Annotated in this window: 18 protein-coding genes and 1 pseudogene; 6 read left to right on the forward strand and 13 right to left on the reverse strand. The window is 72.5% G+C overall.

Going from position 1 to position 21105, the window contains the following annotated elements:
* Nucleotides 1-6 precede the first annotated feature (6 nt).
* The 3 genes from KLI87_RS04515 to KLI87_RS04525 form a co-directional block, all read right to left on the reverse strand.
* Entirely contained in the window at nt 7-624 is a 618-nt protein-coding gene (locus KLI87_RS04515; RefSeq protein WP_214615930.1) for a DUF4360 domain-containing protein, read from the reverse strand.
* A 281-nt stretch (nt 625-905) separates the two neighbouring features.
* Entirely contained in the window at nt 906-2465 is a 1560-nt protein-coding gene (locus KLI87_RS04520; protein WP_214615931.1) for a ubiquinol-cytochrome c reductase cytochrome b subunit, read from the reverse strand.
* Nucleotides 2466-2645: 180 nt separating this feature from the next.
* On the reverse strand, nt 2646-2855 hold the full coding sequence (locus KLI87_RS04525) for a hypothetical protein (RefSeq protein WP_156214702.1): 210 nt from the start codon (nt 2853-2855) through the stop codon (nt 2646-2648).
* Between the two features lie 275 nt (nt 2856-3130).
* On the opposite strand from KLI87_RS04525, the gene KLI87_RS04530 reads away from it, so the two are divergent.
* Together KLI87_RS04530 and KLI87_RS04535 are read left to right on the forward strand one after the other, a co-directional pair.
* Nucleotides 3131-3880 carry a GntR family transcriptional regulator gene (locus KLI87_RS04530; RefSeq protein WP_214615932.1) on the forward strand — a complete coding sequence of 250 codons (750 nt, stop codon included), beginning with the start codon at nt 3131-3133 and terminating at the stop codon, nt 3878-3880.
* Nucleotides 3881-4450: an NUDIX hydrolase gene (locus KLI87_RS04535; RefSeq protein ID WP_214615933.1), complete on the forward strand. Its 570-nt coding sequence runs from the start codon at nt 3881-3883 to the stop codon at nt 4448-4450.
* An 11-nt stretch (nt 4451-4461) separates the two neighbouring features.
* Here KLI87_RS04535 and KLI87_RS04540 read toward each other — a convergent pair whose 3' ends face one another.
* The 3 genes from KLI87_RS04540 to KLI87_RS04550 all read right to left on the reverse strand — a co-directional run bounded on the left by KLI87_RS04540 (nt 4462) and on the right by KLI87_RS04550 (nt 7764).
* Entirely contained in the window at nt 4462-5529 is a 1068-nt protein-coding gene (locus KLI87_RS04540; RefSeq protein ID WP_214615934.1) for a HAMP domain-containing sensor histidine kinase, read from the reverse strand.
* Nucleotides 5526-6212 carry a response regulator transcription factor gene (locus KLI87_RS04545; RefSeq protein WP_308165842.1) on the reverse strand — a complete coding sequence of 229 codons (687 nt, stop codon included), beginning with the start codon at nt 6210-6212 and terminating at the stop codon, nt 5526-5528. The genes KLI87_RS04540 and KLI87_RS04545 overlap by 4 nt, the downstream gene beginning before the upstream one ends.
* A gap of 70 nt (nt 6213-6282) precedes the next feature.
* Nucleotides 6283-7764, reverse strand: a complete 1482-nt coding sequence (locus KLI87_RS04550) for a glutamate--cysteine ligase (protein ID WP_156214697.1) — start codon at nt 7762-7764, stop codon at nt 6283-6285.
* A gap of 301 nt (nt 7765-8065) precedes the next feature.
* On the opposite strand from KLI87_RS04550, the gene KLI87_RS04555 reads away from it, so the two are divergent.
* Nucleotides 8066-9409 carry an ATP-binding protein gene (locus KLI87_RS04555; RefSeq protein WP_156214696.1) on the forward strand — a complete coding sequence of 448 codons (1344 nt, stop codon included), beginning with the start codon at nt 8066-8068 and terminating at the stop codon, nt 9407-9409.
* A gap of 65 nt (nt 9410-9474) precedes the next feature.
* Here the strand turns inward: KLI87_RS04555 and KLI87_RS04560 are convergent, their stop codons facing one another.
* Nucleotides 9475-10023 carry a YceI family protein gene (locus tag KLI87_RS04560; protein WP_156214695.1) on the reverse strand — a complete coding sequence of 183 codons (549 nt, stop codon included), beginning with the start codon at nt 10021-10023 and terminating at the stop codon, nt 9475-9477.
* Between the two features lie 176 nt (nt 10024-10199).
* Nucleotides 10200-10745, reverse strand: coding sequence for an RNA polymerase sigma factor SigE (gene sigE / locus KLI87_RS04565; protein WP_156214859.1), 546 nt, complete (start codon nt 10743-10745; stop codon nt 10200-10202).
* Between the two features lie 220 nt (nt 10746-10965).
* Between sigE and KLI87_RS04570 the strand changes: the two genes are divergently transcribed.
* The 3 genes from KLI87_RS04570 to KLI87_RS04580 all read left to right on the forward strand — a co-directional run bounded on the left by KLI87_RS04570 (nt 10966) and on the right by KLI87_RS04580 (nt 15785).
* The gene (locus tag KLI87_RS04570; RefSeq protein ID WP_214615936.1) at nt 10966-12282 is read left to right on the forward strand and encodes an esterase-like activity of phytase family protein; all 1317 of its coding nucleotides are present in this window, start codon (nt 10966-10968) and stop codon (nt 12280-12282) included.
* 159 nt (nt 12283-12441) lie between these two features.
* Complete coding sequence (locus KLI87_RS04575; protein WP_156214694.1) at nt 12442-14052, forward strand: acyl-CoA synthetase; 1611 nt, start codon at nt 12442-12444, stop codon at nt 14050-14052.
* 134 nt (nt 14053-14186) lie between these two features.
* A complete protein-coding gene (locus tag KLI87_RS04580; protein WP_214615937.1) occupies nt 14187-15785 on the forward strand; it encodes a serine/threonine-protein kinase in 1599 nt (532 codons plus the stop codon).
* On the opposite strand, the pseudogene rho reads toward KLI87_RS04580, so the two are convergent.
* From rho to KLI87_RS04605, 5 genes and pseudogenes are all read right to left on the reverse strand, one after another.
* A pseudogene (gene rho, locus KLI87_RS04585) lies at nt 15786-16946 on the reverse strand (transcription termination factor Rho); the annotation flags it as partial. It lies immediately after the preceding gene.
* A 257-nt stretch (nt 16947-17203) separates the two neighbouring features.
* On the reverse strand, nt 17204-18049 hold the full coding sequence (locus KLI87_RS04590) for a hypothetical protein (RefSeq protein ID WP_214615939.1): 846 nt from the start codon (nt 18047-18049) through the stop codon (nt 17204-17206).
* Between the two features lie 77 nt (nt 18050-18126).
* Complete coding sequence (locus KLI87_RS04595) at nt 18127-19065, reverse strand: hypothetical protein (RefSeq protein WP_214615940.1); 939 nt, start codon at nt 19063-19065, stop codon at nt 18127-18129.
* Nucleotides 19066-19127: 62 nt separating this feature from the next.
* Nucleotides 19128-19772, reverse strand: coding sequence for a response regulator transcription factor (locus tag KLI87_RS04600; RefSeq protein WP_214615941.1), 645 nt, complete (start codon nt 19770-19772; stop codon nt 19128-19130).
* Nucleotides 19736-21049, reverse strand: a complete 1314-nt coding sequence (locus KLI87_RS04605) for a histidine kinase (protein ID WP_308165843.1) — start codon at nt 21047-21049, stop codon at nt 19736-19738. The genes KLI87_RS04600 and KLI87_RS04605 overlap by 37 nt, the downstream gene beginning before the upstream one ends.
* Between the last annotated feature and the right edge of the window lie 56 nt (nt 21050-21105).

Genomic DNA, 21105 nt, shown 5'->3' on the forward strand with positions numbered 1-21105 from the left:
AGTGGGTCACTCCTGTGGCTTGCACGATTTGTAGACGAAGTTGTAGGTCGTCCCGCCGCCGGGGAACTCCATGGCGACCGAGCCCGCACCGGCCTCGTCGGGTGACTTCACCCGGAGCCGTGTCTCAAGGTTGAGGTCGCGCTGCTGTCCGCAGGGGGCGAATTCCAGCGGGGTCTCGTCCTCGAACCGCAACGTGTCGTTCGGGGCCTTGAGCGTGTGCACGATCTTGTGGTGCCGCGTGCTTCCCTGGAGGTGGTAGGACTGCGACACCTCGCCGACCACGCCGGGGCCCAGGTTCGCGGTGCCGCGTGAGTCGATGCTCTCCAGCGCCCAGGTGGAACTCACCGGCATGATGAGCCGCAGCGAGAGTTCGCAGGACTTCTGCGCCTCCTCGGCGGGCACGTCCTTCCCGGCGGACGCCTTGAAGTTCGACGGGTGGAGGCTGATCCTGCCCTCCCCCGGAGAGGACGAGACGACCATCGTGCCGACCGGGCAGGACGCCGGGCTGGACACCACCTGGATGGTGGCGGGCGGCGCCGGGTCGGCGGACGCGGGGAGCGCGGTCAGGGCGGGCAGGGCGGCGGCGCCGATCGCGGCGAGCGCCGCCTTTCTGGTCTTCTTCATGGCCGGGATCTCCGTGGCGAATTGACGGGTCGGTGCACCCGCCACCCGTTTCCGGACGGCCGAGAAGTGTGTTTTCGAGCGGCGATATCGCACCGGCGAGTTCACCGCGAAGGTAAGCCGTGTCAGAGAAGCCGGTCAAGACGCCTTTTTCAACCGGTGCCGCCTTGATTGCATCGCGGTCGAAGTATTTGTGCCGGGGATTCGGGGGAGATCCCTGGTGTGCGGCGTGTCCCGGTGAATCGGACATTGATTTCCGTGGTTACCGATGCCTGGAAAGGCGTTCAGTGCAGGGAGTCGCGCGATGGCGGGACGCGCAGGTCTCGTCTGAAGTGGCGGTTCAGGGTGCGGCGGAGGCGGCCTGGGCGGACGTCATCGGCGATCGCCAGGGCGGCGGGCGGGCGGTCGTCCGCGATGGGGGCCAGGCGTTCCCCGTCCAGCGGGCGTTCGACCTCGGAGTACCCGCCCGACGGTGAGCGGCGGATGACGCCGGTCTCCAGGCCGTGCGCGGCGAGGGCGAGGTCGCGGCGCTGGAGGCCCAGGCAGACGCGGTAGGCGATCACGTAGGCCAGGACGGGGCCGAGGAGGACCGCGCCGCGGAAGAACCAGGTCGTCCAGAACAGGGGGATGGAGAAGCGGTCCGCGATCACGTCGTTGCCGCCCGCCGCCCACAGGACGCCGTAGAAGACGACGCCGCCGGCGCCGACGCCGGTCCGGGCGGGGACGTCCCGGGGCCGGTCGAGGAGGTGGTGCACGCCGTGGTCGCCGGTCACCCAGCGTTCGAGGAACGGGTAGGCGGCGAGGCCGGTGAACAGGAGGCCGGGCACGCCCAGCGCGGGGACGAGCACGCTCATCGGGAGCGTACGGCCCCACGTGGTGATCTCCCAGGCGGGCATCATGCGCAGGGCGCCCTCCAGCCAGCCCATGTACCAGTCGGGCTGGGAGCCGGAGCTGATCGCGCCCGGGTCGTAGGGGCCGAACAGCCAGATCGGGTTGATCTGGAAGAACGTCGCGAGCAGGGCCGTCACGCCGAACACCCAGAGGAAGAACGCGGTCGTCTTCGCGACGAACACGGGGAAGAACGGGTAGCCCCGCACGGTCCGGTTGGAGCCGCCCTTGCCCGGGAACTGGGTGTGCGTCTGCCGCCAGGTCAGCACGACGGCGTGCAGCGGGATGAGCGCGAGCAGGATGCCCGGGATCAGCAGGATGTGCACGACGTACAGGCGCGGGACGATCATCTCGCCGGGGAACTCGCCGTCGAACAGGAACATCAGCAGGTAGGAGCCGACGAGCGGGATCGAGGCGATGACGCCTTCCAGGATGCGGATGCCGGTGCCCGAGAGCAGGTCGTCGGGCAGCGAGTAGCCGAACAGGCCGTTGAGCATCACCAGCAGGAACAGCGTCACGCCGATCAGCCAGTTCAGCTCGCGCGGCCTGCGGAACGCGCCGGTGAAGAAGTTCCGCAGGAGGTGGACGACGATCGCCGCCATGAAGATGATCGTCGCCCAGTGGTGCAGTTGCCGCACGAGCAGCCCGCCGCGCACCTCGAAGCTGATGTTCAGCGTGGAGGCGTACGCCTCGCTCATCCGGACGCCGCGCAGCGGCCGGTAGGAGCCGTTGTAGACGACCTCGTGCATGCTCGGCCTGAAGAAGAGGGTCAGGAAGACCCCGGTCAGCAGGATGATCGCGAACGAGTACATCGCGATCTCACCGAGCAGGAAGCTCCAGTGGTCGGGGAACGCCTTGCGGATCGCCTTGCGCAGGAACGCGGCGCCGCCGAAGCGGTCGTCCAGCGCGCGTCCGGTCGCTCCTAAGGCGCTCGGACGTTCGCGGTCGCCGGACATGGCATCTCACGCCTTCGGTCGGTTGTGTCTTCACTGTCGCACCGAGTAGTGAGATGAGCCAGAGTGTCCCGCTTGTGGTACTTATTCACAGTTTCGTGCCGAATTAGGCGTTTCTCGACCTGGACTTCGCGTCCTGAGGGTCGTCAGCCCGCGCTTCGTCCCCCACGGGCCACGCGAGCGTCAGGAGTCGCTCCGGTTGACGCGCAGCCTCTCGGCGGTGGCGACGCGTTCGGCGAGCCGGGTCTGCGCGTCGCACAGCAGCCACAGCTCGCCCTCGTCGCCCGCGACGAGCTCCCTCAGGCAGCCGTTCCTGATCTGGTAGTTCGTCAGCGAGGTCACCCGGGTCGCCCGGAGCCCCCTCGCCGAACGCTCGGCGTGCCAACCCGGCATGCACCTCATTAACGACACCGCGGACTCCTTGGTCGTGTCATGGTAGGTCTACCCTAGGTCGGCGGCCCCGACGCGGTGGGGGCTATGGACGAAGACCCCATCCGCGACGTCCCGCGCGGCGCGGCCGGTACCGGTCATCGCCGGGCGCCGCGCGGCCGTGCTCCACGGCCGACCCCGGCCCGCCCCGGCGGTCCAACCCCTGGTCGGGGGGCCGGCGCCGCCGGGGCACGCTGTAGGTTGGACGACCAAAGCACGCAGTTCGGAGCAGATCAGGTATGCCGCGTCCCCCCGCCAAGGCCCAGGCGATCACGAGCGCGCTCGCCGCCCGGATCGTCGAGGGCGAGATGGCGGCGGGCGCCTGGCTGCCCTCCGAGCGGGAGCTGGCGCGCGAGTTCGGGGCCGACCGCTCGACCGTCCGGCGGGCGCTGCGGATGCTCGCCGAACAGGGACTCGTGCAGGCCAGGCGCGGCGCGGGCGTGCAGGTGCGGCCGGAGCGGCCGGTGCGGCGCGCCGCGTCCGACGTCACCCGGCAGGTCGGCGGGTGGCGCGGCTTCCATGTGTCGGTGCGGGCGGACGGGCGGCGCCCCTTCACCCGCACCGAGGTCCGCGAGACCGACGCCGACGCGCAGGTCGCCCGCCGGCTCGCGGTGCCCGCCGGGACGCGGGTGCTGGAGCGGGCGCGCGTCCAGGGCGTCGAGGGGGAGCCGCCCGTCCAGACCGCGACTACCTGGGTGATCATGGAGATCGTCGCGCGGATCCCGGTGCTGCGCGAGATCGACACGGGGCCGGGCGGGCTCTACTCGCGGCTGGAGGAGGCCGGCCACCGCATCACCTTCGAGGAGGCGGTCACCTGCCGGATGCCGCTGGTGGACGAGCAGCGGACGCTGGCGATCGGCGCCGAGCAGCCCGTCCTGACCGTGTGGCGCCGCGCCCGCGACCAGGACGACCGGGTGGTCGAGGTCACCCACCGCGTGGTGGTGGGCGACCGGCACGAACTCGTCTACCGATACGGGTCGGGAGCCTGAATGCACGACGGCGTTGAAAACGGCGGGGATGAGCACGCGGTGCGGCGGGTCGCCACGCGGGTGGTGTACGAGAACCCGTGGATGGTCGTCCGCGAGGACGAGGTCGAAAGGCCGGACGGCTCGCGCGGCATCTACGGCGTCGTCGACAAGCCCGACTTCGTCCTGGTGATCCCGATGGAGAACGGCGGTTTCCACCTCGTCGAGGAGTACCGCTACCCCATCCGGCGCCGCACCTGGAACTTTCCCCAGGGCACGTTCCCAGGCCGCCGGGAGGGCGACCCGGAGGAGCTCGCCCGCCTCGAACTCCGCCAGGAGACGGGCCTGCGCGCCGCGTCGCTGACCCACCTCGGCTACCTGAACTGCTCACACGGGACGAGCGGCCAGGGCTTCAACGTCTTCGTCGCCGCCGACCTGCGGGCGGGCGAGACCGACCGCGAGCCGGAGGAGCAGGACATGCGGCAGCGCTGGTTCAGCCGCGCCGAGGTCAGGGCCATGATCCGCGACGGCCGTATCACCGACGACTCCTCCGTCGCCGCCTACGCCCTGCTGATCCTCCACGAGAACCCCTGACCCGCCCGGGTTCAGGGGAGCGGTGCGGCGGGCAGCCGGACGCGGATGCGGCACCCCTTGGGGGTGTCCAGCACGGTGATGTCGCCGCCGTGCAGGTCGGTGGCCCAGCGTGCGATGGCGAGGCCCAGGCCGGTGCCGCCGCCGGGGGTGCCCTGGGACGTTCCGACGGCCGCCGCGACACGGGTGCCGGGGGCGCCTCGGGAGAAGCGCTCGAAGACGCGGGCGCGTTCGGCGGGCGGGATGCCGGGGCCCTCGTCGGCGACCTCCAGGACGAGGCCGCCCGGGGCGGCGCCGGGGCGGGCGGTGACGGTGACCGGGGTGCCGGGCGGGCCGTGCCGGGCGGCGTTGTCGAGGAGGTTGGCGATGACCTGGTGGAGGCGGTCGCGGTCGGCGGCGGCGTGCAGGCCGGGTGCGACGTCGGAGACGAAGCGGGCGCCGGGATGGCTCGCGGCGGCCTCGGCGGTCACGTCGGCGACGAACGCGGCGACGTCCAGGCGGCACAGGTCGAGCGGCGCGGCGCCCGCGTCGGCCCGGGACAGGTCGAGGAGCTGCGTCACCAGGCGGCCGAGCCGCTCGGTCTGGTCGAGCGCCGAGTCGAGGACCTCGGGCGTCGCCGGGGTGACGCCGTCGGCGACGTTCTCCAGGACGGCCCGCAGCGCGCTGATCGGGGTGCGCAGCTCGTGCGAGACGTTCGCGACGAACTCGCGGCGCTGCCGGTCGACCTCGGCGAGGTCGGCGGCCATCCGGTTGAAGGCGTGGGCCAGCTCGCCGACCTCGTCGCGGGAGGTGGCGCGGACGCGGCGGCTGTAGTCGCCGCGCGCCATCGCCCGCGCGGCGGCGGTCATCTCGCGCAGCGGGGCCGTCATGCCGTGCGCGAGCAGCTGGATCACGACGAGCGAGATCAGCACGCCGACCGGCATCGTCTGCCGCGCGCGGAACCCCAGCGGGTAGCCCCACAGGACGATCAGCACCGCCACGCACGCCGTGACCACGACCACGACGCCGAACTTGACCTTGATCGAGCGCAGCGGGTCCAGGGGGCGCGGCAGGCTCGCCCACAGCCTGTGGATGACGCTCATGCGGAGTCCAGGCTGTAGCCGACGCCGTGCACGGTGCGGATGAGGTCGGGGCCGAGCTTGCGGCGCAGCGCCTTGACGTGGCTGTCGACCACGCGCGTCCCGGAGGCGTCCGCCCAGTCCCACACCTGTTCGAGCAGGACGGCGCGGGTCAGCACCGTCCCGCGGTTGCGGACGAGGCAGGCGAGCAGGTCGAACTCGGTCGGCGTCAGGTGCACCTCGCGGCCGTCCCGGCGGACGCGGCGGGCCCGCGCGTCCAGCTCCAGCGGTCCGATCCGCACCGGTGGCGCGGCCGCCGCGTCCGGCGCGGGCCGCTGGACGCGGCGCAGCAGCGCGCGGATCCGGGCGACCAGCTCGCGCATGCTGAACGGCTTGGTCACGTAGTCGTCGGCGCCGACGGCGAGGCCGACGAGCAGGTCGGTCTCGTCGTCGCGCGCGGTCAGCATCAGCACCGGCACCGGGCGCTCGGCCTGCACGCGCCGGCAGACCTCCAGGCCGTCGAACCCGGGGAGCATCACGTCCAGGACGATGAGGTCGGGTTCGCATGCGCGGGCCATGTCGACCGCGGCCGGGCCGTCGGCGGCGACGTCCACCGCGAAGCCCTCGGCCGCGAGCCGGTCCACCACGGCCCGCGCGATCGTCGGCTCGTCCTCGACGAGGAGGACGCGGGGCGCTCTCGCTGTCACAAGCCCAGACTCTAGAAGCCCGAGATGTGTGCTCAGCGTGCGAGTTGTGGAGGAATCGTGAAGGCCGCCTCTAGGGGCCGACCTCCCACGTGTGGACGGGGTCGTTGTCGCGGATGTGCTCCGCATACGCGCGCGTCATGGTGCGCAGGGCGTCGTGGCGGGAGGCTCCGTAGGAGTTCTCCAGCGCGTGGACGGTGTCGATCTGCCATGCGGACCCGGTCTGGCCGGTGAGGCAGCGGCGTTCGACGATGCCGAGGAGCCGGTCGCGCCGGGCCGGGTCCACGCCCCAGCGGTCCAGGCCCTCGTGGGCGAGGGGCAGGAGCTTGCGCAGGATCAGCTCGGCGGCGGGCACCTCGCCCATGCCGGGCCAGTAGAGGCTGGATTCGAGGCCGTCGCGGGCGGCGCGGTGCAGGTTCACCTCGGCGCTGCTGAAGGACATGCGCGTCCAGACGGGGCGCTCCTCCTCGGCCAGCATCCGCGTGACGCCGTAGTAGAACGCGCCGTTGGCGATGACGTCGGCGGCGGTGGGGCCCGCGGGCAGCACGCGGTTCTCGACGCGCAGGTGGGGACGGCCCTTGACGACCGCGTAGATGGGACGGTTCCAGCGGTAGACCGTGCCGTTGTGGAGGGTCAGCTCACCGAGTTCGGGGATCCCGCCCTCCTCCAGGACGGCGTTCGGGTCCTCCTCGTCGCACAGCGGCAGCAGCGCGGGGAAGTAGCGGGTGTTCTCCTCGAACAGGTCGAAGACGGAGGTGACCCAGCGCTCCCCGAACCAGACCCGGGGGCGGACGCCCTGCGTCTTCAGCTCGTCCGGCCGCGTGTCGGTGGCCTGCTCGAACAGCGTGATGCGGGTCTCGTGCCAGAGCTGGTGGCCGAACAGGTAGGGGGAGTTGCAGCCCATCGCGACCTGCGCGCCCGCCAGGGCCTGGGCGGCGTTCCAGTACGCGCCGAACTGCTCGGGACTGACCTGGAGGTGGAACTGGACGCTCGTGCATGCGGCCTCGGGGGTGATGTTGTCGGCGTGCATGCGCAGCGGTTCCGGACCGTCGATCGCGATGTGCAGCTCCTCGCCGCGCGCCGCGAAGATCTGGTCGTTCAGCATCTTGTAGCGGGCGTTGGCGGAGAGGATCTCCTCGCCGATGTCGGAGCGGCGCAGCGTCGGCAGGATGCCGATCATGACCAGCCGGCCGCCGACCTCGCGGGCCCGCGCCTCGGCGTGTTCGAGCTGGTCGCGGACCTCGGCCTCCAGCTCGCCCGTCCCCTCCCCGCCCAGCTCTCGGGGCGGGATGTTGATCTCAAGGTTGAACTGGCCCAGCTCGGTCGCCCAGGCGGGGTCGGCGATGGCCTTGAGCACGTCCTCGTTGCGCATCAGCGGGTCGCCGAGGGCGTCGATCAGGTTGAGCTCGATCTCCAGCCCGATGTGGGGTCGCTCGAAGTCGAACTGAGACTCGCCCAGCATGCGGGCCAGCACGTCGAGGCAGGCGCGGACCTTGTTCCGGTACCGCCGCCTGTCCTCGCCGCTGATGGTGGCCGAGGCCACGTCCCTGCCCATGTGTCCGTCCCTGTGCTTAGGAGATGGTGCCTACGGAGGTGGTGCTTGGGAGATGGTGCTGTGAAGGAACCGTCATGAAACGGGATGTCCCGGTACGGGCAGGTAAAAACACGGCGCCTCTTTTTGGGCCCCCGTTTTGTGACCGCTGGGTAGCGTTGGTGGACTTCTGGGTGCGCGTACTGCGAAACGTGACACTCTGTGATGGACGGCGAGGCCCACCGCCGCCGCCGGGCGTTCCCCCTGGCGGCCCACCCCCGGGCGGCGCCGCAGGACGTACCGGCGCGGCGGAACGGGAGGGTCGATGCGGATACTCCCACGGTCCATCAGGACGCGGGACACGCTGATCGCCGCGGTGCTCGCCGTCCTGGTGCTGGGGATCACGGCCGTGGGCGTCGACCTCGCCGTCCGGGCCACCGTGAAGGCCGACCTGCTCCAGGAGATCCAGGTCGCGGCGCGCCGCTCCAGCGGCGGCGTGCGCGACGGCAGCCTCGTCACCCCGATCCCCGACGACACCGGCGGGCGCATCCTCGTGCAGGTCGTCGGGCCGGGCGGGCACGTCCTGGACGCGACGCCCGCCGCGACCGGCAGGCCGCCCGTGAGCCGGCTGTGGCCCTCCTCGACTGTGCGCGTCCGCGACTACGTCGAGTGCCGGGGGGAGTGGCCGCGCCGCGAGTGCGTGGTCATCGAGGCGATCCGGGCGACGACCGCGCCCGACTCCGTCGTCGTGTACGCGTGGGAGCCGCTGCCGTCCTACCTGGTGAGCGGGCTGCTTGAGGTGCTGCTCGGCACCGGCGTGCTGTTGTTCGCGGCGCTCGCCGCCTGGATCACCTGGCATGTCGTCGGGCGGACGCTCGGCCCCGTCGCGGCCATCCGCGCCCAGCTCGCCGAGATCAGCGCCAGCGACCTGAGCCGCCGCGTCCCGCAGCCGTCCGGGCAGGACGAGATCGCGCTGCTGGCCCGTACCGCCAACGCCACCCTCGACCGGCTGGAGCGCGCGGTCGGGCGGCAGCGGCAGTTCGCCTCCGACGCCTCCCACGAGCTGCGCACGCCGATCGCCGGGCTGCGCGCCAACCTGGAGGACGCCTCGATGCACCCCGAGGACAACGACCTGCGGGCCGTGGTCGACTCGGCGCTGCGCGACACCGACCGGCTGGAGTCGATCGTCACCGACCTGCTGCTGCTCGCCCGGATCGGGACGGGCGCCTCCGCCGAGGAGTCCATCGACCTCGCCGAGATGGCCGCCGCCGAGATCGCGCGCCGGACGTTCGCGCTGAAGATCCGCACGGACCTCGCCGGGGACGTCGTCGTGCGCGGGGTGCGGATGCAGCTCGTCCGGCTGCTCGGGAACCTGCTCGACAACGCCGAGCGGTACGCCGACGGGATCGTCTCGGTCGAGGTGACGAGCCGCGACGGGCACGCGCTGCTGGCCGTCACCGACGACGGGGCGGGCATCCCGGTGGCCGACCGCGAGCGCGTCTTCGAGCGCTTCACCAGGCTCGACACCGCCCGCAGCCGGGGCGCCGGCGGCACCGGACTCGGCCTCGCCATCGCCCGTGAGATCGCCCACGCGCACGGCGGCACGCTGCGCATCGAGGACCGCGACCACGGCACCCGTTTTGCCCTGCGGCTGCCCCTGCACACATGAGAAACGGAATGGGCCGTCCATGCGGACGGCCCATTCCGGGGAGGCGGGGCGAGGTGCGGCGGGTGTCAGGCGCGGACGGCCTGGATCTCAAGCTGGATGTCGACCTTGTCGCCGAGCAGGGCCTTGTCGCCCTTCAGCGGGACGTTGAACTCGATGCCCCAGTCCTTGCGGTTGATCGTGGTGGACGCGGAGAACCCGGCGCGGGTGCCGCCCCAGGGGTCCTCGCCGACGCCGTTGAACTCGACCTCCAGGCTGACCGGACGGGTCACGCCCTTGATGGTCAGGTCGCCGTCCAGGCGGTGCTCGCCGCCCTCGGTGCGGACCAGCTTGGTCGCGAACGTCATCGTGGGGTGGTTCTCGACGTCCAGCACGTCGGCGGTGCGGACGTGCGCGTCGCGGTCGGCGTTGCGGGTGTCCAGCGAGGCCACGGTGATCTCGGCGGTGGCGGTGGAGTCCGCGGGCTCCTCGGCGATCTGGACGGCGCCGGAGAACTCGGTGAAGCTGCCGCGCACCTTGGACATCAGGTGCCGGATCGTGAAGGTGACCTCGGAGTGCGCGGGGTCGATGTTCCAGGTGCCGGCGGTCAGGCCCGGGGCGACGGTGGCGATGCTCATGGGAATCTCCGTGGTGCTCGACGGTGGGTGGTGAGCGGTAGTGCTTGAAACTTCAACAACCTGCTCGGAGGTTAGTTGAGGGTTCAAACACATGTCAATCCCGGCGTGTTCCCACGGGAGCGGATCCGTTGCGCGGTCGGTGGCCCGCAGGAGCCGCAGGCCCCTGGCGGCGGGGCTCAGAGGTCGCCGGTGGCGCTCGTCACAGGCTCCATCGGCCGGCGGTGCTCCAGCGCGGCGCGGAGCTGCGCGCGGCCCCGGTGGATGCGGGACCGGACGGTGCCGAGCTTGACGCCCAGCGACGCGGCGATCTCCTCGTAGGTGAGGCCCTCGATGTCGCACAGGACGACGGCGGCGCGGTACTCCGGCGCCAGGCCGTCCAGTGCCCGCTGGATGTCGGCGTCCAGGTGCCGCTCGTCGTAGGCCTGGGCTGGGCTGGGTTCGCGGCCCTGGAGCCGCTCGGCGGCGTCGTCGGCGAGCGCGTCGAAGCGGATGCGCTGCTTGCGCCTGGCCCGGTCCAGGAAGAGGTTGGTCGTGATCCGGTGCAGCCAGCCTTCGAAGGTGCCGGGGCTGTAGGAGGACAGCGACCGGAAGACCCGGATGAAGACGTCCTGGGTCAGGTCCTCGGCGTCGTGCCGGTTGCCGGTAAGGCGGTACGCCAGCCGGAACACCCGCGTGGAGTGCTCGCTGACGATCTCCTCCCAAGTCGGAGGAGTCCACGCCATCGCGCCTGCGCTCACCACTACCCCCGGTCTGATACGAAATCGTTACGGCCAAGCATGCCGGTACCCGGATAAGAGCCGTGTAAGAACGACCGGCGTGGCCGGATCCGGCGCGGCGGCGATCGCGCCGCGTGCGCCGGCCGTCCGGCCCTGGCCAGGGCCGCGAACCCGGCCTTCACCTGCGTCTCACCCGACGGACATCCGATGCCCGTAACGTCCGCGTGTGACACATCGCTCATTGCTCCGCCCCGCCATCGCCGCGGGGATCGCGCTCAGCCTCGTCCCCGGTGTGGCCCAGGCGGCCGCGCGCCCGCAAGCCCGTCCCGAGTCCCGCCCGGAGAGCAGGACCGCCGTCCTGCCCCGGATCCCGCTCGCGCAGTTCCAGAACAGGCTGCTGCCCGGAACGATCGCCGACGACCGGGGCGTGGCCCTCGGCGGCGTCGGCAGCGACCTCTTCCACACGGACGGCGACCGGCCGGACGAGTTCTGGGCGATCACCGACCGGGGCCCGAACGGCAGCGTGGACGTGGGCGGCGAGGAGCACGTGACGTTCCCCGTCCCGGGGTTCGACCCGGTGATCGTCAAGCTCCGGGTCCGCAAGGGCGCGATCAAGGTCACGCGGGCGCTGCCGATCACGAACCGCGCGGGGCGCCCGGTGACGGGCCTGCCGAACGTGGAGGGGCGCGAGGAGGCGCCCTGGGGGTTCGACGGCAGGACGCGGCTCCCGTTCAACGCCGACGGCATCGACTCCGAGGGGCTCGTCCGCACCAGGGACGGTGAGTTCTGGGTCGCCGAGGAGTACGGGCCGTCGCTGCTGCACCTCGACCGGCGCGGACGGGTGGTCGAGCGGTACGTCCCCGAGGGCTGGACGGGCAGGCCGAACTATCCGGTCAAGGCGACGCTGCCCGCGATCCTTAACAAGCGGACCTACAACCGTGGCTTCGAGGGGCTAACAATCTCACCGGACGGTAAGTCCCTGTACGTGGCGGTGCAGAGCCCGCTGTCCAACCCGGACAAGAAGACGTACAAGGCGTCGCGGAACGGCCGGATCCTGCGCTTCGACCTGCGCGAGGGCAAGGTCTCGGGCGAGTACGTCTACCGGTTCGAGGACGTGTGCTCCTTCGACCCGTCCGCCTGCGGCGACCAGAACGAGATGAAGATCTCCGGGCTGACCGCGCTCGACGACCACCGGATCCTGGTGGACGAGCGCACCGACAAGGTCGCCCGCGTCTACACCGTCGACCTGCGCGGGGCCACCGACATCCTCGGCTCGCGCTGGGACGACGCGGCGACCGCGCCGTCGCTGGAGAAGTCCGCCGGGGTGCCCGAGGGCGTCGCCGCGCTGCCCAAGCGGCAGACCGTCGACCTCGCCGCCGTGCCCGGCATCCCCGGCAAGATCGAGGGCCTCGCGCTCGCCGACCGCCGCACGCTCGCGGTGATCAACGACAACGACTTCGGGCTCGGGACCTTCGGCCCCGACGGCCGCCTCATCGACAGCGGGATCCGCACCTCGATCACCTACGTGCCGCTGCCGCGCTGAATAGCGGCCGATCGCGGCCGTTCGTCGAGGTCACCGGAACGCCAGCGCGGGGTGACCCGTTCTGTCGACACGAAACAACCCCGAGGTAATTGAGCGCTTATGTACGATCGGAGATGATGCGCAGGAGTCGTACCGGACCCCGAGACGCGAGGACGTGGCATGCCGCGAACCTACAATCTGGCCGACCTGCTGGAGATCATGGCGGCTGCGGGGCCGGAACGTCCCGCGCTCGCGGGCGGGGGCCGGCGGCGCACCTACGGGGAGCTCGACGAGCGGGCGAGCCGGGTCGGCCACCACCTCGCGGAGGCGGGGGTGCGGCCCGGCGAGCACGTCGCGATCCTCGCCTACAACCGGGTCGAGTGGATCGAGGCGATGTTCGGCGCCTTCAAGATCCGCGCCGTCCCGATCCCGGTGAACTACCGGTACGTCGCCGCCGAGCTGCGGCACGTCCTGGCCGACTCCGGCTCGGTGGCGCTGATCGGTGAGCGCTCGCTGCTGGCGACGGCGCAGGAGGTGCGCGCCGAGCTGCCCGCCCTGCGGCACGTCGTCGTCCTGGAGGACGGCGCCGACGACGACGTCCCGGGGGCGGTCGAGTACGAGAAGGCCCTCGCCGCGGCCGACCCGGGCCACGCCTTCCCCGAGCGGTCCGACGACGACCGCTACATCGTCTACACCGGCGGCACCACCGGCTACCCCAAGGGCGTCGAGTGGCGCTGCGAGGACGCCTTCTACGGCGCGCTCGGCGGCGGCAACCCCCTCGGCGAGCCGGTCGGCGCGCCGCAGGACCTCGCCGCCAACACCGCCAAGCCCGGCTTGACCACCCTGATCTGCCCGCCCGTCATGCACGGCGCCGGGCAGTGGGTCGTGCTGATGGCGCTGTTCGGCGGCAGCCGGGTCGTCCTCTACACCCCGCACGCCTTCGACGCGGACGAGGTGCTCCGGCTGGTCGAGGCGGAGGGCGTGAACGCGCTGATGGTGATCGGGGACGCCATGGCGCGCCCGCTGGCCCGGGCGATGGCGGAGGGCCGGCACGACACCTCCTCGCTGCTCGCCGTCGCCTCCGGCGGCGCGCCGCTGACCGAGGGCGCACGCCGCGAACTGCGCGCCCACCTGCCCGACCTGCTGTTCCGCGACAACTACGGCGCGTCCGAGACCGGCGCGTGCGGGCCCTCGGTGGACGGCGCGACCCCCGCCGCGGACGGCGGCACGGAGGGGACCGCCCGGTTCAGGATGAAGCCGGGGATCGCCGTCCTGGACGACGACCTGAAGCCCGTCCGGCCCGGGGAGATCGGCAGGCTCGCGCGGTCCGGGCACATCCCGGTCGGCTACTACAACGACCCGGCCAAGACCGCCGCGACGTTCTTCACCGACGCCGCGGGCACCCGCTGGTCGATCCCCGGCGACTACGCCACCCCGGCGGAGGACGGCACGGTCGTGCTGCTCGGCCGCGGCTCCCTGGTGATCAACACCGGCGGCGAGAAGGTGTACCCGGAGGAGGTCGAGGTCGCCCTCAAGGGCCACCCCGACGTCGCGGACGTCGTCGTGGTCGGCCTGCCCGACGAGCGGTTCGGGCAGCGGGTCGCGGCCGTCGTGGCGCCGCGGCCGGGCGCGACCGTCACGCTGGAGGGCCTCACCGGGCACTGCCGGGGGCGGCTCGCCGGATACAAGCTGCCGCGCCAGATCCAGATCGTGGACGAGGTGTCGCGCACGGCCGTCGGCAAGTCCGATTACAAATGGGCCAAGAAGGTGTTCGCGGACGCGATGGCATAACGCGCCTTTACCGTCCCGTCCCCGCCGCGGTAAGGGGATGCATCCGGGCGGGCCCGGCGCAAGCGCGGCGCGGTCAAGAAATGATTGTCGCCGACGGGGCGTGGCTTGAGCGCTTCCGGGCGCATAACCGCCTCATGAGCGGGGATCGGTTGATACCGCTCGCGCGACGGTATCGCCTGCTGTCCGTGGTCGGCAGGGGCGGAATGGGCACCGTCTGGCGGGCCTACGACGAGATGCTCGACCGCGACGTCGCGGTGAAGGAGGTCCACCTTCCCGAACGCATCACCGAGGCGGAGCGCAAGGTGCTGTGCCGGCGCCTGCTCGGCGAGGCGCGGGCCACCGCCGCGCTGAAGCACCCCGGCGTGGTCGCCGTCCACGACCTGATCGTCGAGGACGGCCGCCCCTGGATCGTCATGGAGTTCGTGGAGTCGCGGTCGCTGCACCGGATCATCGCCGACGGCGGCCCGCTCGGCGTGCGGCGCGCCGCGCGGATCGGCGCGGACGTGCTGGCGGTGCTGCGCGCCGCGCACGCCGCCGGGATCCTGCACCGCGACGTGAAGCCGAGCAACGTGCTGATCTGCCAGGACGGCCGCGTCCTGCTGACCGACTTCGGGCTCGCCGTGCACGCCGACCCGGGCCGCGAGACCGCCGAGACGCTGGTCGCGGGCATCGAGGGGTCGCCCGCCTACCTGCCGCCCGAACGCGTCAACGGGCACCCGAGCGTCCCCGCGTCGGACCTGTGGTCGCTCGGCGCGACCCTCTACACGGCGGTCGAGGGCTTCTCCCCGTTCCTGCGCTGCCACGCGCTCGCCTCGATGGTCGCGGTGCTGCTCGGCGAGTACCCGCTGCCCGCGCGGGCGGGCCCGCTGGCGCCGGTCATCGAGGGCCTGCTGCGGCAGCGCCCGGAGGACCGGCTGTCCGGCGAGGCCACGGCGGCGCTGCTGCGGGAGGCGGCCGGACCCTCCGAGACGCCGGGCGCCACGCTGGTGGCGGCGCCGCGCCGCGTCCCGTCCCGGCGGCGCGTCCCGTCGCGGCCGGAAGCGCGGGTTCCGGCGCTGCCGGCGGTGCCGTCCCTGCCCGCCCTGTTCAGGGGGCGGGAGCGCCGGTACGGCGCGCGGTGGCGGCCCGGGGCCGTCCTCAGCGTGGCCGTGCTCGCGGCGATCGCGGCCGGGATGGGGACGTGGGCGGCGCGCTGGACGTCGATCGGCAAGAGCGACGCCGTCGCGCTGCGTCCGGCCGTGGGGGTCCCCGCGAAGACGGCGAAGTACCGTGAGGCGGGCGGCTACTCGGTGCGGGTCCCGGCGGGCTGGCGGTCGGTGCGGAACGGGCCGATCACGCAGTGGTGGGACGGCGGCTCCGGGCAGGTGCTGCGCATCGCCCCGGCTCCCGGCGACCCCCTCACGGGGTTGCGCGCGGCCGAGCGCGCGGCGGTGGCGGACGACCGCTACCCCGGCTACCGCCGGCTGCGGCTGGCGGCGGTGCCCGAACTCGCCGAGGGCGCGGCGGAATGGGAGTTCACCTGGCGTGACGCCACCGCGGAACGGGACGCCGCGGGAGACGGCGTTTCCGATGAAGACGACGAGGAGAAGGGCTCGGCGGCGGAAAGGCACGTGCTGTGCGGCCGCGCCGCGGGATATGAGTTCTGCTTCTTCTCGCCCGATTCGCAGTGGACGCCCGGACAGCGCCTCTACGACCGCGTCCTGAAGTCGTTCAGGCCGGAGCGGAGGGGCTGATCAGGTCGTCTGCTGGACGCGGAGGAGGAATTCCGCGTTCGACGAGGTGCCCTTCATCTTCTCCAGGAGCTGTTCGAGCGCCTGTTGGCGCTCCATGCCGGAAAGGGCACGGCGCAGGCGCTGGTTGAGGGCGAGTTCCTCGGGGCTCATCAGCAGCTCCTCGCGGCGCGTGCTGGAGGCCTCGATGTCGACGGCGGGGAAGACACGCCGGTCGGCCAGGCCGCGGTCGAGCTTCAGTTCCATGTTGCCGGTGCCCTTGTACTCCTCGAAGAACACGTCGTCCATGCGGGAGCCGGTCTCGACGAGCGCGGTGGCGAGGATGGTCAGCGAGCCGCCGTTCTCGATGTTGCGGGCGGCGCCGAAGAACTTCTTGGGCGGGTAGATGGCGGTGGTCGCGACGCCGCCGGCGAGGATCCGGCTGCTGGAGGGGGCCGCCAGGTTGTAGGCCCGGCCGAGCCTGGTGATCGAGTCGAGCAGCATGACGACGTCGCGGCCCTGCTCGACCAGGCGTTTGGCGCGCTCCACCGCGAGCTCGGCGAGCATCGTGTGGTCCTGCGCGGGGCGGTCGAACGTCGAGTGGATCACCTCGCCGCGCACGGTCCGCTGGAGGTCGGTGACCTCCTCGGGGCGCTCGTCGATGAGCACGACCATGAGGTGCACGTCGGGGTTGTTCTGGCCGATCGCGTTCGCGACGGCCTGGAGGATCATCGTCTTGCCGACCTTGGGCGGGGACACGATCAGCCCGCGCTGGCCCTTGCCGATCGGCGCGATGATGTCGATGACGCGGGTCGCGAGCGGGCCGGTGTCCAGGCGGAGCCGCTCGTCCGGGAACAGCGGGGTGAGCTTGGCGAACTCGGGACGGTTCGCCGCCTCGCCGGGCGGGAGGCCGTTGACCAGCTCGACGGACGCGAGCGCGGAGAACTTGTCGCGGCCGCTCTTGCTCGCCCTGGCGGTGCCGGAGACGGCGTCCCCGGGGCGCAGCCCGTACATCTTCACCTGGGTGAGCGACACGTGCACGTCCTCGGGGCCCGGCAGGTAGCCGGAGGTGCGGACGAACGCGTGCTTGTCCTGGACGGCGAGCAGGCCGTGGAACGGGACGGCGGGCTGCTCCTCGGCGGCCTGCCGTGCCGCCGCCGAGCGCCTGCCCGGCTGCCGGGAGCCCTGCGGGGCGGCGCGGCGCGGCTTGTGCTCGGTGGCGGTGGAAGGTTCGGTGATGGTGGAAGTGGACATGGGGGTCCCTTCTCAGGCCCGCGCGGAACGGTCCGCGTGGCCCGGTGTCGATCCCCGCGTACGGCGGCGGAACCCGCGGCGCGTACGCGAGGGGAATGGAAGAAATGCAGCTCGGCTCTCAGAGCTGACGTCGGCTCCCTACTGCCGCGACCCTGGCGCGAGAAAGGACGCGCGCCTCAGGTCGGTGATCACCGGGCGCTCAGATGGCCCGGGCGGGGAAGGTGAAGACGTCCTCGCCGCATACGGCGGAAAGCCGAGGACGTTGCCTGCAATGTACAGCACTCGGGGCCCGTCGCGCATTCCCCGAGGTCGGCGGGGAGTCGGCGGCTGTGGAGCAGCCAGGGGCGGCCGTCGCGATCGAACGCGAACTCGATCTCCTGGGGCCCGCCCAGGACCGACGCGGCCCGCGCCGCCATCCGGGCCAGCGTCCGCAGCCGCGACGGCGTCAGCGGTGCGCCGGCGGCGGGTGTGTCGCCGCCGCGGTCGACGTTGATCACATGGCCCCGCCGGGTGAGGGTGTACCGGGAGTCACCGGGGACGGCCGACACGACCGTACGGTCGGTGCGTCCGCTCACCGGGTCGGCGCCGAGCACCACCCCGGCCACCTCCGCGTCGAGCCGCGGCTGGACGAGCACCGCCGTCCCGGACTCCGCCGAGGCCGCGACCGCCATCGCCGCCTTGATGAACGCGGACCAGTCCCGCGCCTCCATGGCGGAGGAGGGGTCCGCGCCGTCCTCCCGTGCGGGCGACGGCCGGAGGACCAGCGGGCGGGCGCCGTCATGGCTCAGCCGCGCCCACGCCTCGCGAAGATCGTGGGTGTTCACGTACGGGCGGGTGCGGGGCGCCGCGTCCTCGCAGGGGGCCCGGCCGTCGAGCGCGACGCACTGGGCGGGGATCACGAACCCGGGCAGGACCGGCAGCCTGTGCTGTGCGGCGCGGGCCAGACCCGCCGCCTCGGCTCCGGCCCGGTCGGGCGCGGTGGACAGGGGGTCGTCCAGGTCGATCGTCCAGAGGACGCGCGTGCTCTCCGGCACCACGGACTCCGTTCCCTCGGGGGTTCGCCCACTATCTAGAATCCGCAGGTCAGCCCGCGAATTCCCGGTCCGGGGGGTCAGTGGAGGGCGGGCCAGGAGGAGAGGTCGCAGGCGCGGGTGTCGGGGAGGTCGCGCAGGCGGAGGACGGCGCCGTCCGGGTCGTCCAGCAGCCGGGCGGTCTCGGGGCGGAGCAGTTCGGCGAGCGGCAGGACGCCGCAGACCAGCGATCCGGGCGTCCGGGCGAGCAGCAGCGGCCCGATCCCGGCGCCGCCGCGGTCGAGGCCGCGCAGCGCCGACACCAGCGGCTCGGCCCAGCCGTCCGAGCCCGTGCCGATCGAGCCCGTGCCCTCCGAGCCCGTGCCCTCCGCCCGCGGGCTCGCCGACCGCTCGCCCCCTGTTCGCTCGCCCCCTGTTCGCTCGCCCCCTGTTCGCTCGCCCCCTGTTTGCTCGCACCGGGTGCGCAGGGCGGTCAGCAGGTCGAGGAAGTCGCTCTCCAGCGCGCGGGGGCTGCGGCCCGACAGGTAGTAGCGGTCATGGTCGGCCAGCTCGACGCGCAGCCCGTAATGGGCGGCGAAGCGCTCGTACGGCTCGGCGAGGGCGGGACGCGCGGCCGGCTCCGCCGCCAGCGCCCCCGCGACGAAGTCGACCGGGTCGGCGCCCAGGGACGCGGCGACCGCCTGGTCGAGCCGCCTGACGAGATGCGCGCGGAGGGCGGCGACGTCGCCGCCGAGCCGCTCCACCGCCTCGCGCTGGCGGCCGAGGCGCTCGTTGACGTCGGGCACCATCCGGTCGTTGATCTGGGCGATCAGCGAGCGGATCCGGGCGTCGGTCTCCTCCAGCGACCCGGTGGCCTTCGAGCGGAACCGGCCGAACTCGTCCCGGGTGCCCTTCAGCGCGGCGAGCTGGGTGCGGATGTCGGCGATCTCGGGTGCGCCCGCGCCGCGCCTGCGCTCGAACGCCAGGTACAGCTCCCGTCCGGCGATCGCCAGGCAGAGCAGGATCATGACCACGGTCATCGCACCCTCCAAAGGGGCCATCTCGCGGAGCTACATCATGCCCCTCCGGCCCCCGGAACGCCTCACCGGTTGAGGTAGGCGAGCACCGCCAGGACACGGCGGTTGTCGTCGCCGGTCACCGGGAGGTCGAGCTTGGCGAAGATGTTGGCGGTGTGCTTGGTGACGGCGCGCTCGGTGACCACGAGCTTCTCGGCGATCGCGGCGTTGGAGCGGCCCTGCGCCATCAGCTCCAGCACCTCGCCCTCGCGGGGGGTGAGGCGGCCGAGCGGGGAGTCGCGGGTGCTGCTCGCGAGCAGCCGGGAGATCACCTCGGGGTCCATCGCGGTGCCGCCCCCGGCGACCCGGCGGACCGCGTCCACGAACTGGGCGGCGTCGAACACGCGGTCCTTCAGCAGGTAGCCGATGCCGCCGCTGCCGTCGGCGAGCAGCTCGCGGGCGTAGAGCTGCTCGACGTACTGCGACAGCACGAGGACGGGCAGGCCGGGCACCCGGCGGCGCGCCTCCAGCGCCGCCTGGAGCCCCTCGTCGGTGAAGGACGGGGGCAGCCGCACGTCGACCACCGCCACGTCCGGGCGGTGGTCGAGCAGGGCCTTCAGGAGCGAGGGGCCGTTGTCGACGGCCGCGGCGATCTCGAAGTCGTGCGTTTCGAGGAGGCTGACGAGCCCCTCCCTCAGGAGGGCGAGGTCTTCGGCGAGGACAACGCGCACGGCAGCTCCAGCGTCACGATGGTCGGGCCGCCCACGGGCGAGTTGAGGGCGAGGACGCCGTCGAATGTACCGATCCGGCGCTCGATCCCGCGCAGCCCGGTGCCCGCGTCGAGGCTGGCGCCGCCGCGCCCGTCGTCGGTGACCGTGACGCGGAGCATTCCCGCCTCGTGCCGCATGTCGATCCAGACCCGCCGCGCGCCCGAGTGCTTGGCGGCGTTGGTGAGGATCTCCGACACCGCGAAGTAGGCGGCGGACTCGACGGGCGGCTCGGGCCGTCCGGGGACCTCGACGTTGACCTCGACGTTCAGCGGGTGGTCGAGCGCGAGGGCCTTGACGGCGTCGCCGACGCCGCGGTCGGCGAGGACCGGCGGGTGGATGCCCCGGACGAGGTCGCGCAGCTCGTGCAGCGCCGTCGCGGAGGACTCGCGGGTCTGGGCCAGCAGCAGCCGCGCCTTGGCGGGGTCCTTGTCGAGGAGGTGCTCGATGGCGCCGAGCGTCATGCCCATCGCGACGAGCCGGGCCTGCGCGCCGTCGTGCAGGTCGCGCTCGATGCGGCGCAGCTCGGCGGCGGAGGCGTCCACGGCCTCCGAGCGGGTCTCCGACAGGTGCCGGACGCGCAGCGCGAGCCGGGACTTCTCGGTCGGGCCGAGCACCAGCCGGCCCCAGCGCCCGTACACGGCCATCATCCGCGGGCCGGCGAGGAAGCCGGCGACGACGCAGGCGGTGGCGATCACGAGGGTGGAGACGAGGCGCTCGGCGTCCCGGTCGTAGCCGGGGTCGACGTGCACCCAGGCGTACCAGTCGCTGCCGCCGTAGTGGCCGATCATCCCGCCGGCGAACGCGGCGAGCAGGAACCCCCAGACCCCGTACAGGATCAGCAGGCCAGGCAGCGCGGCGGTGAACAGGACGACGACCGGGTCGGCGGCCACCCACAGGTAGTCGCGCCAGGTCGCCGGGTCGGTGAGCAGCGCGACGAACCGCTTGATGATGCCCTGGACGCCGTGCTCGCGGGGCGGCTCGGGCAGGTAGGGCCGCTCGATGTGCTCGTCGGTCCAGCGGTTGATCAGGTCGCGGTAGCGGTCGACCTGCCTGCGCATCAGCAGCGTCGCGGACGGGAACAGCAGCACGCCCAGGAACCCGGTGATCATCGAGACCACCGTGATGAACCAGCTGGCGACCAGAATCGTGGGGATCGCGAGCAGCCACAGCCGCAGTCCCCGCGCCGGGGCCAGGAGATGCCGCCGATATCTGCTCTGCCGCGCCAGTTGACCGTTCACCAGATCCTCCGTCGTCCGCCCTTTTCGTTCCGGGTTCCAGTCTCCGGCGGGCGTCC

The organism is Actinomadura sp. NEAU-AAG7, from assembly GCF_018603865.1.
GTDB lineage: Bacteria > Actinomycetota > Actinomycetes > Streptosporangiales > Streptosporangiaceae > Spirillospora > Spirillospora litoris.

Bases quoted from the DNA above. Each gene is read 5' to 3' on its own strand.
- KLI87_RS04595 (WP_214615940.1), bottom strand. From the start codon at position 19,065: ATGACCGTGGTCATGATCCTGCTCTGCCTGGCGATCGCCGGACGGGAG.
- KLI87_RS04575 (WP_156214694.1), top strand. From the start codon at position 12,442: ATGCCGCGAACCTACAATCTGGCCGACCTGCTGGAGATCATGGCGGCT.
- KLI87_RS04580 (WP_214615937.1), top strand. From the start codon at position 14,187: ATGAGCGGGGATCGGTTGATACCGCTCGCGCGACGGTATCGCCTGCTG.
- KLI87_RS04535 (WP_214615933.1), top strand. From the start codon at position 3,881: ATGCACGACGGCGTTGAAAACGGCGGGGATGAGCACGCGGTGCGGCGG.
- KLI87_RS04525 (WP_156214702.1), bottom strand. From the start codon at position 2,855: ATGCCGGGTTGGCACGCCGAGCGTTCGGCGAGGGGGCTCCGGGCGACC.
- KLI87_RS04555 (WP_156214696.1), top strand. From the start codon at position 8,066: ATGCGGATACTCCCACGGTCCATCAGGACGCGGGACACGCTGATCGCC.
- KLI87_RS04560 (WP_156214695.1), bottom strand. From the start codon at position 10,023: ATGAGCATCGCCACCGTCGCCCCGGGCCTGACCGCCGGCACCTGGAAC.
- KLI87_RS04540 (WP_214615934.1), bottom strand. From the start codon at position 5,529: ATGAGCGTCATCCACAGGCTGTGGGCGAGCCTGCCGCGCCCCCTGGAC.
- KLI87_RS04530 (WP_214615932.1), top strand. From the start codon at position 3,131: ATGCCGCGTCCCCCCGCCAAGGCCCAGGCGATCACGAGCGCGCTCGCC.
- KLI87_RS04520 (WP_214615931.1), bottom strand. From the start codon at position 2,465: ATGTCCGGCGACCGCGAACGTCCGAGCGCCTTAGGAGCGACCGGACGC.
- KLI87_RS04550 (WP_156214697.1), bottom strand. From the start codon at position 7,764: ATGGGCAGGGACGTGGCCTCGGCCACCATCAGCGGCGAGGACAGGCGG.
- KLI87_RS04515 (WP_214615930.1), bottom strand. From the start codon at position 624: ATGAAGAAGACCAGAAAGGCGGCGCTCGCCGCGATCGGCGCCGCCGCC.
- sigE (WP_156214859.1), bottom strand. From the start codon at position 10,745: ATGGCGTGGACTCCTCCGACTTGGGAGGAGATCGTCAGCGAGCACTCC.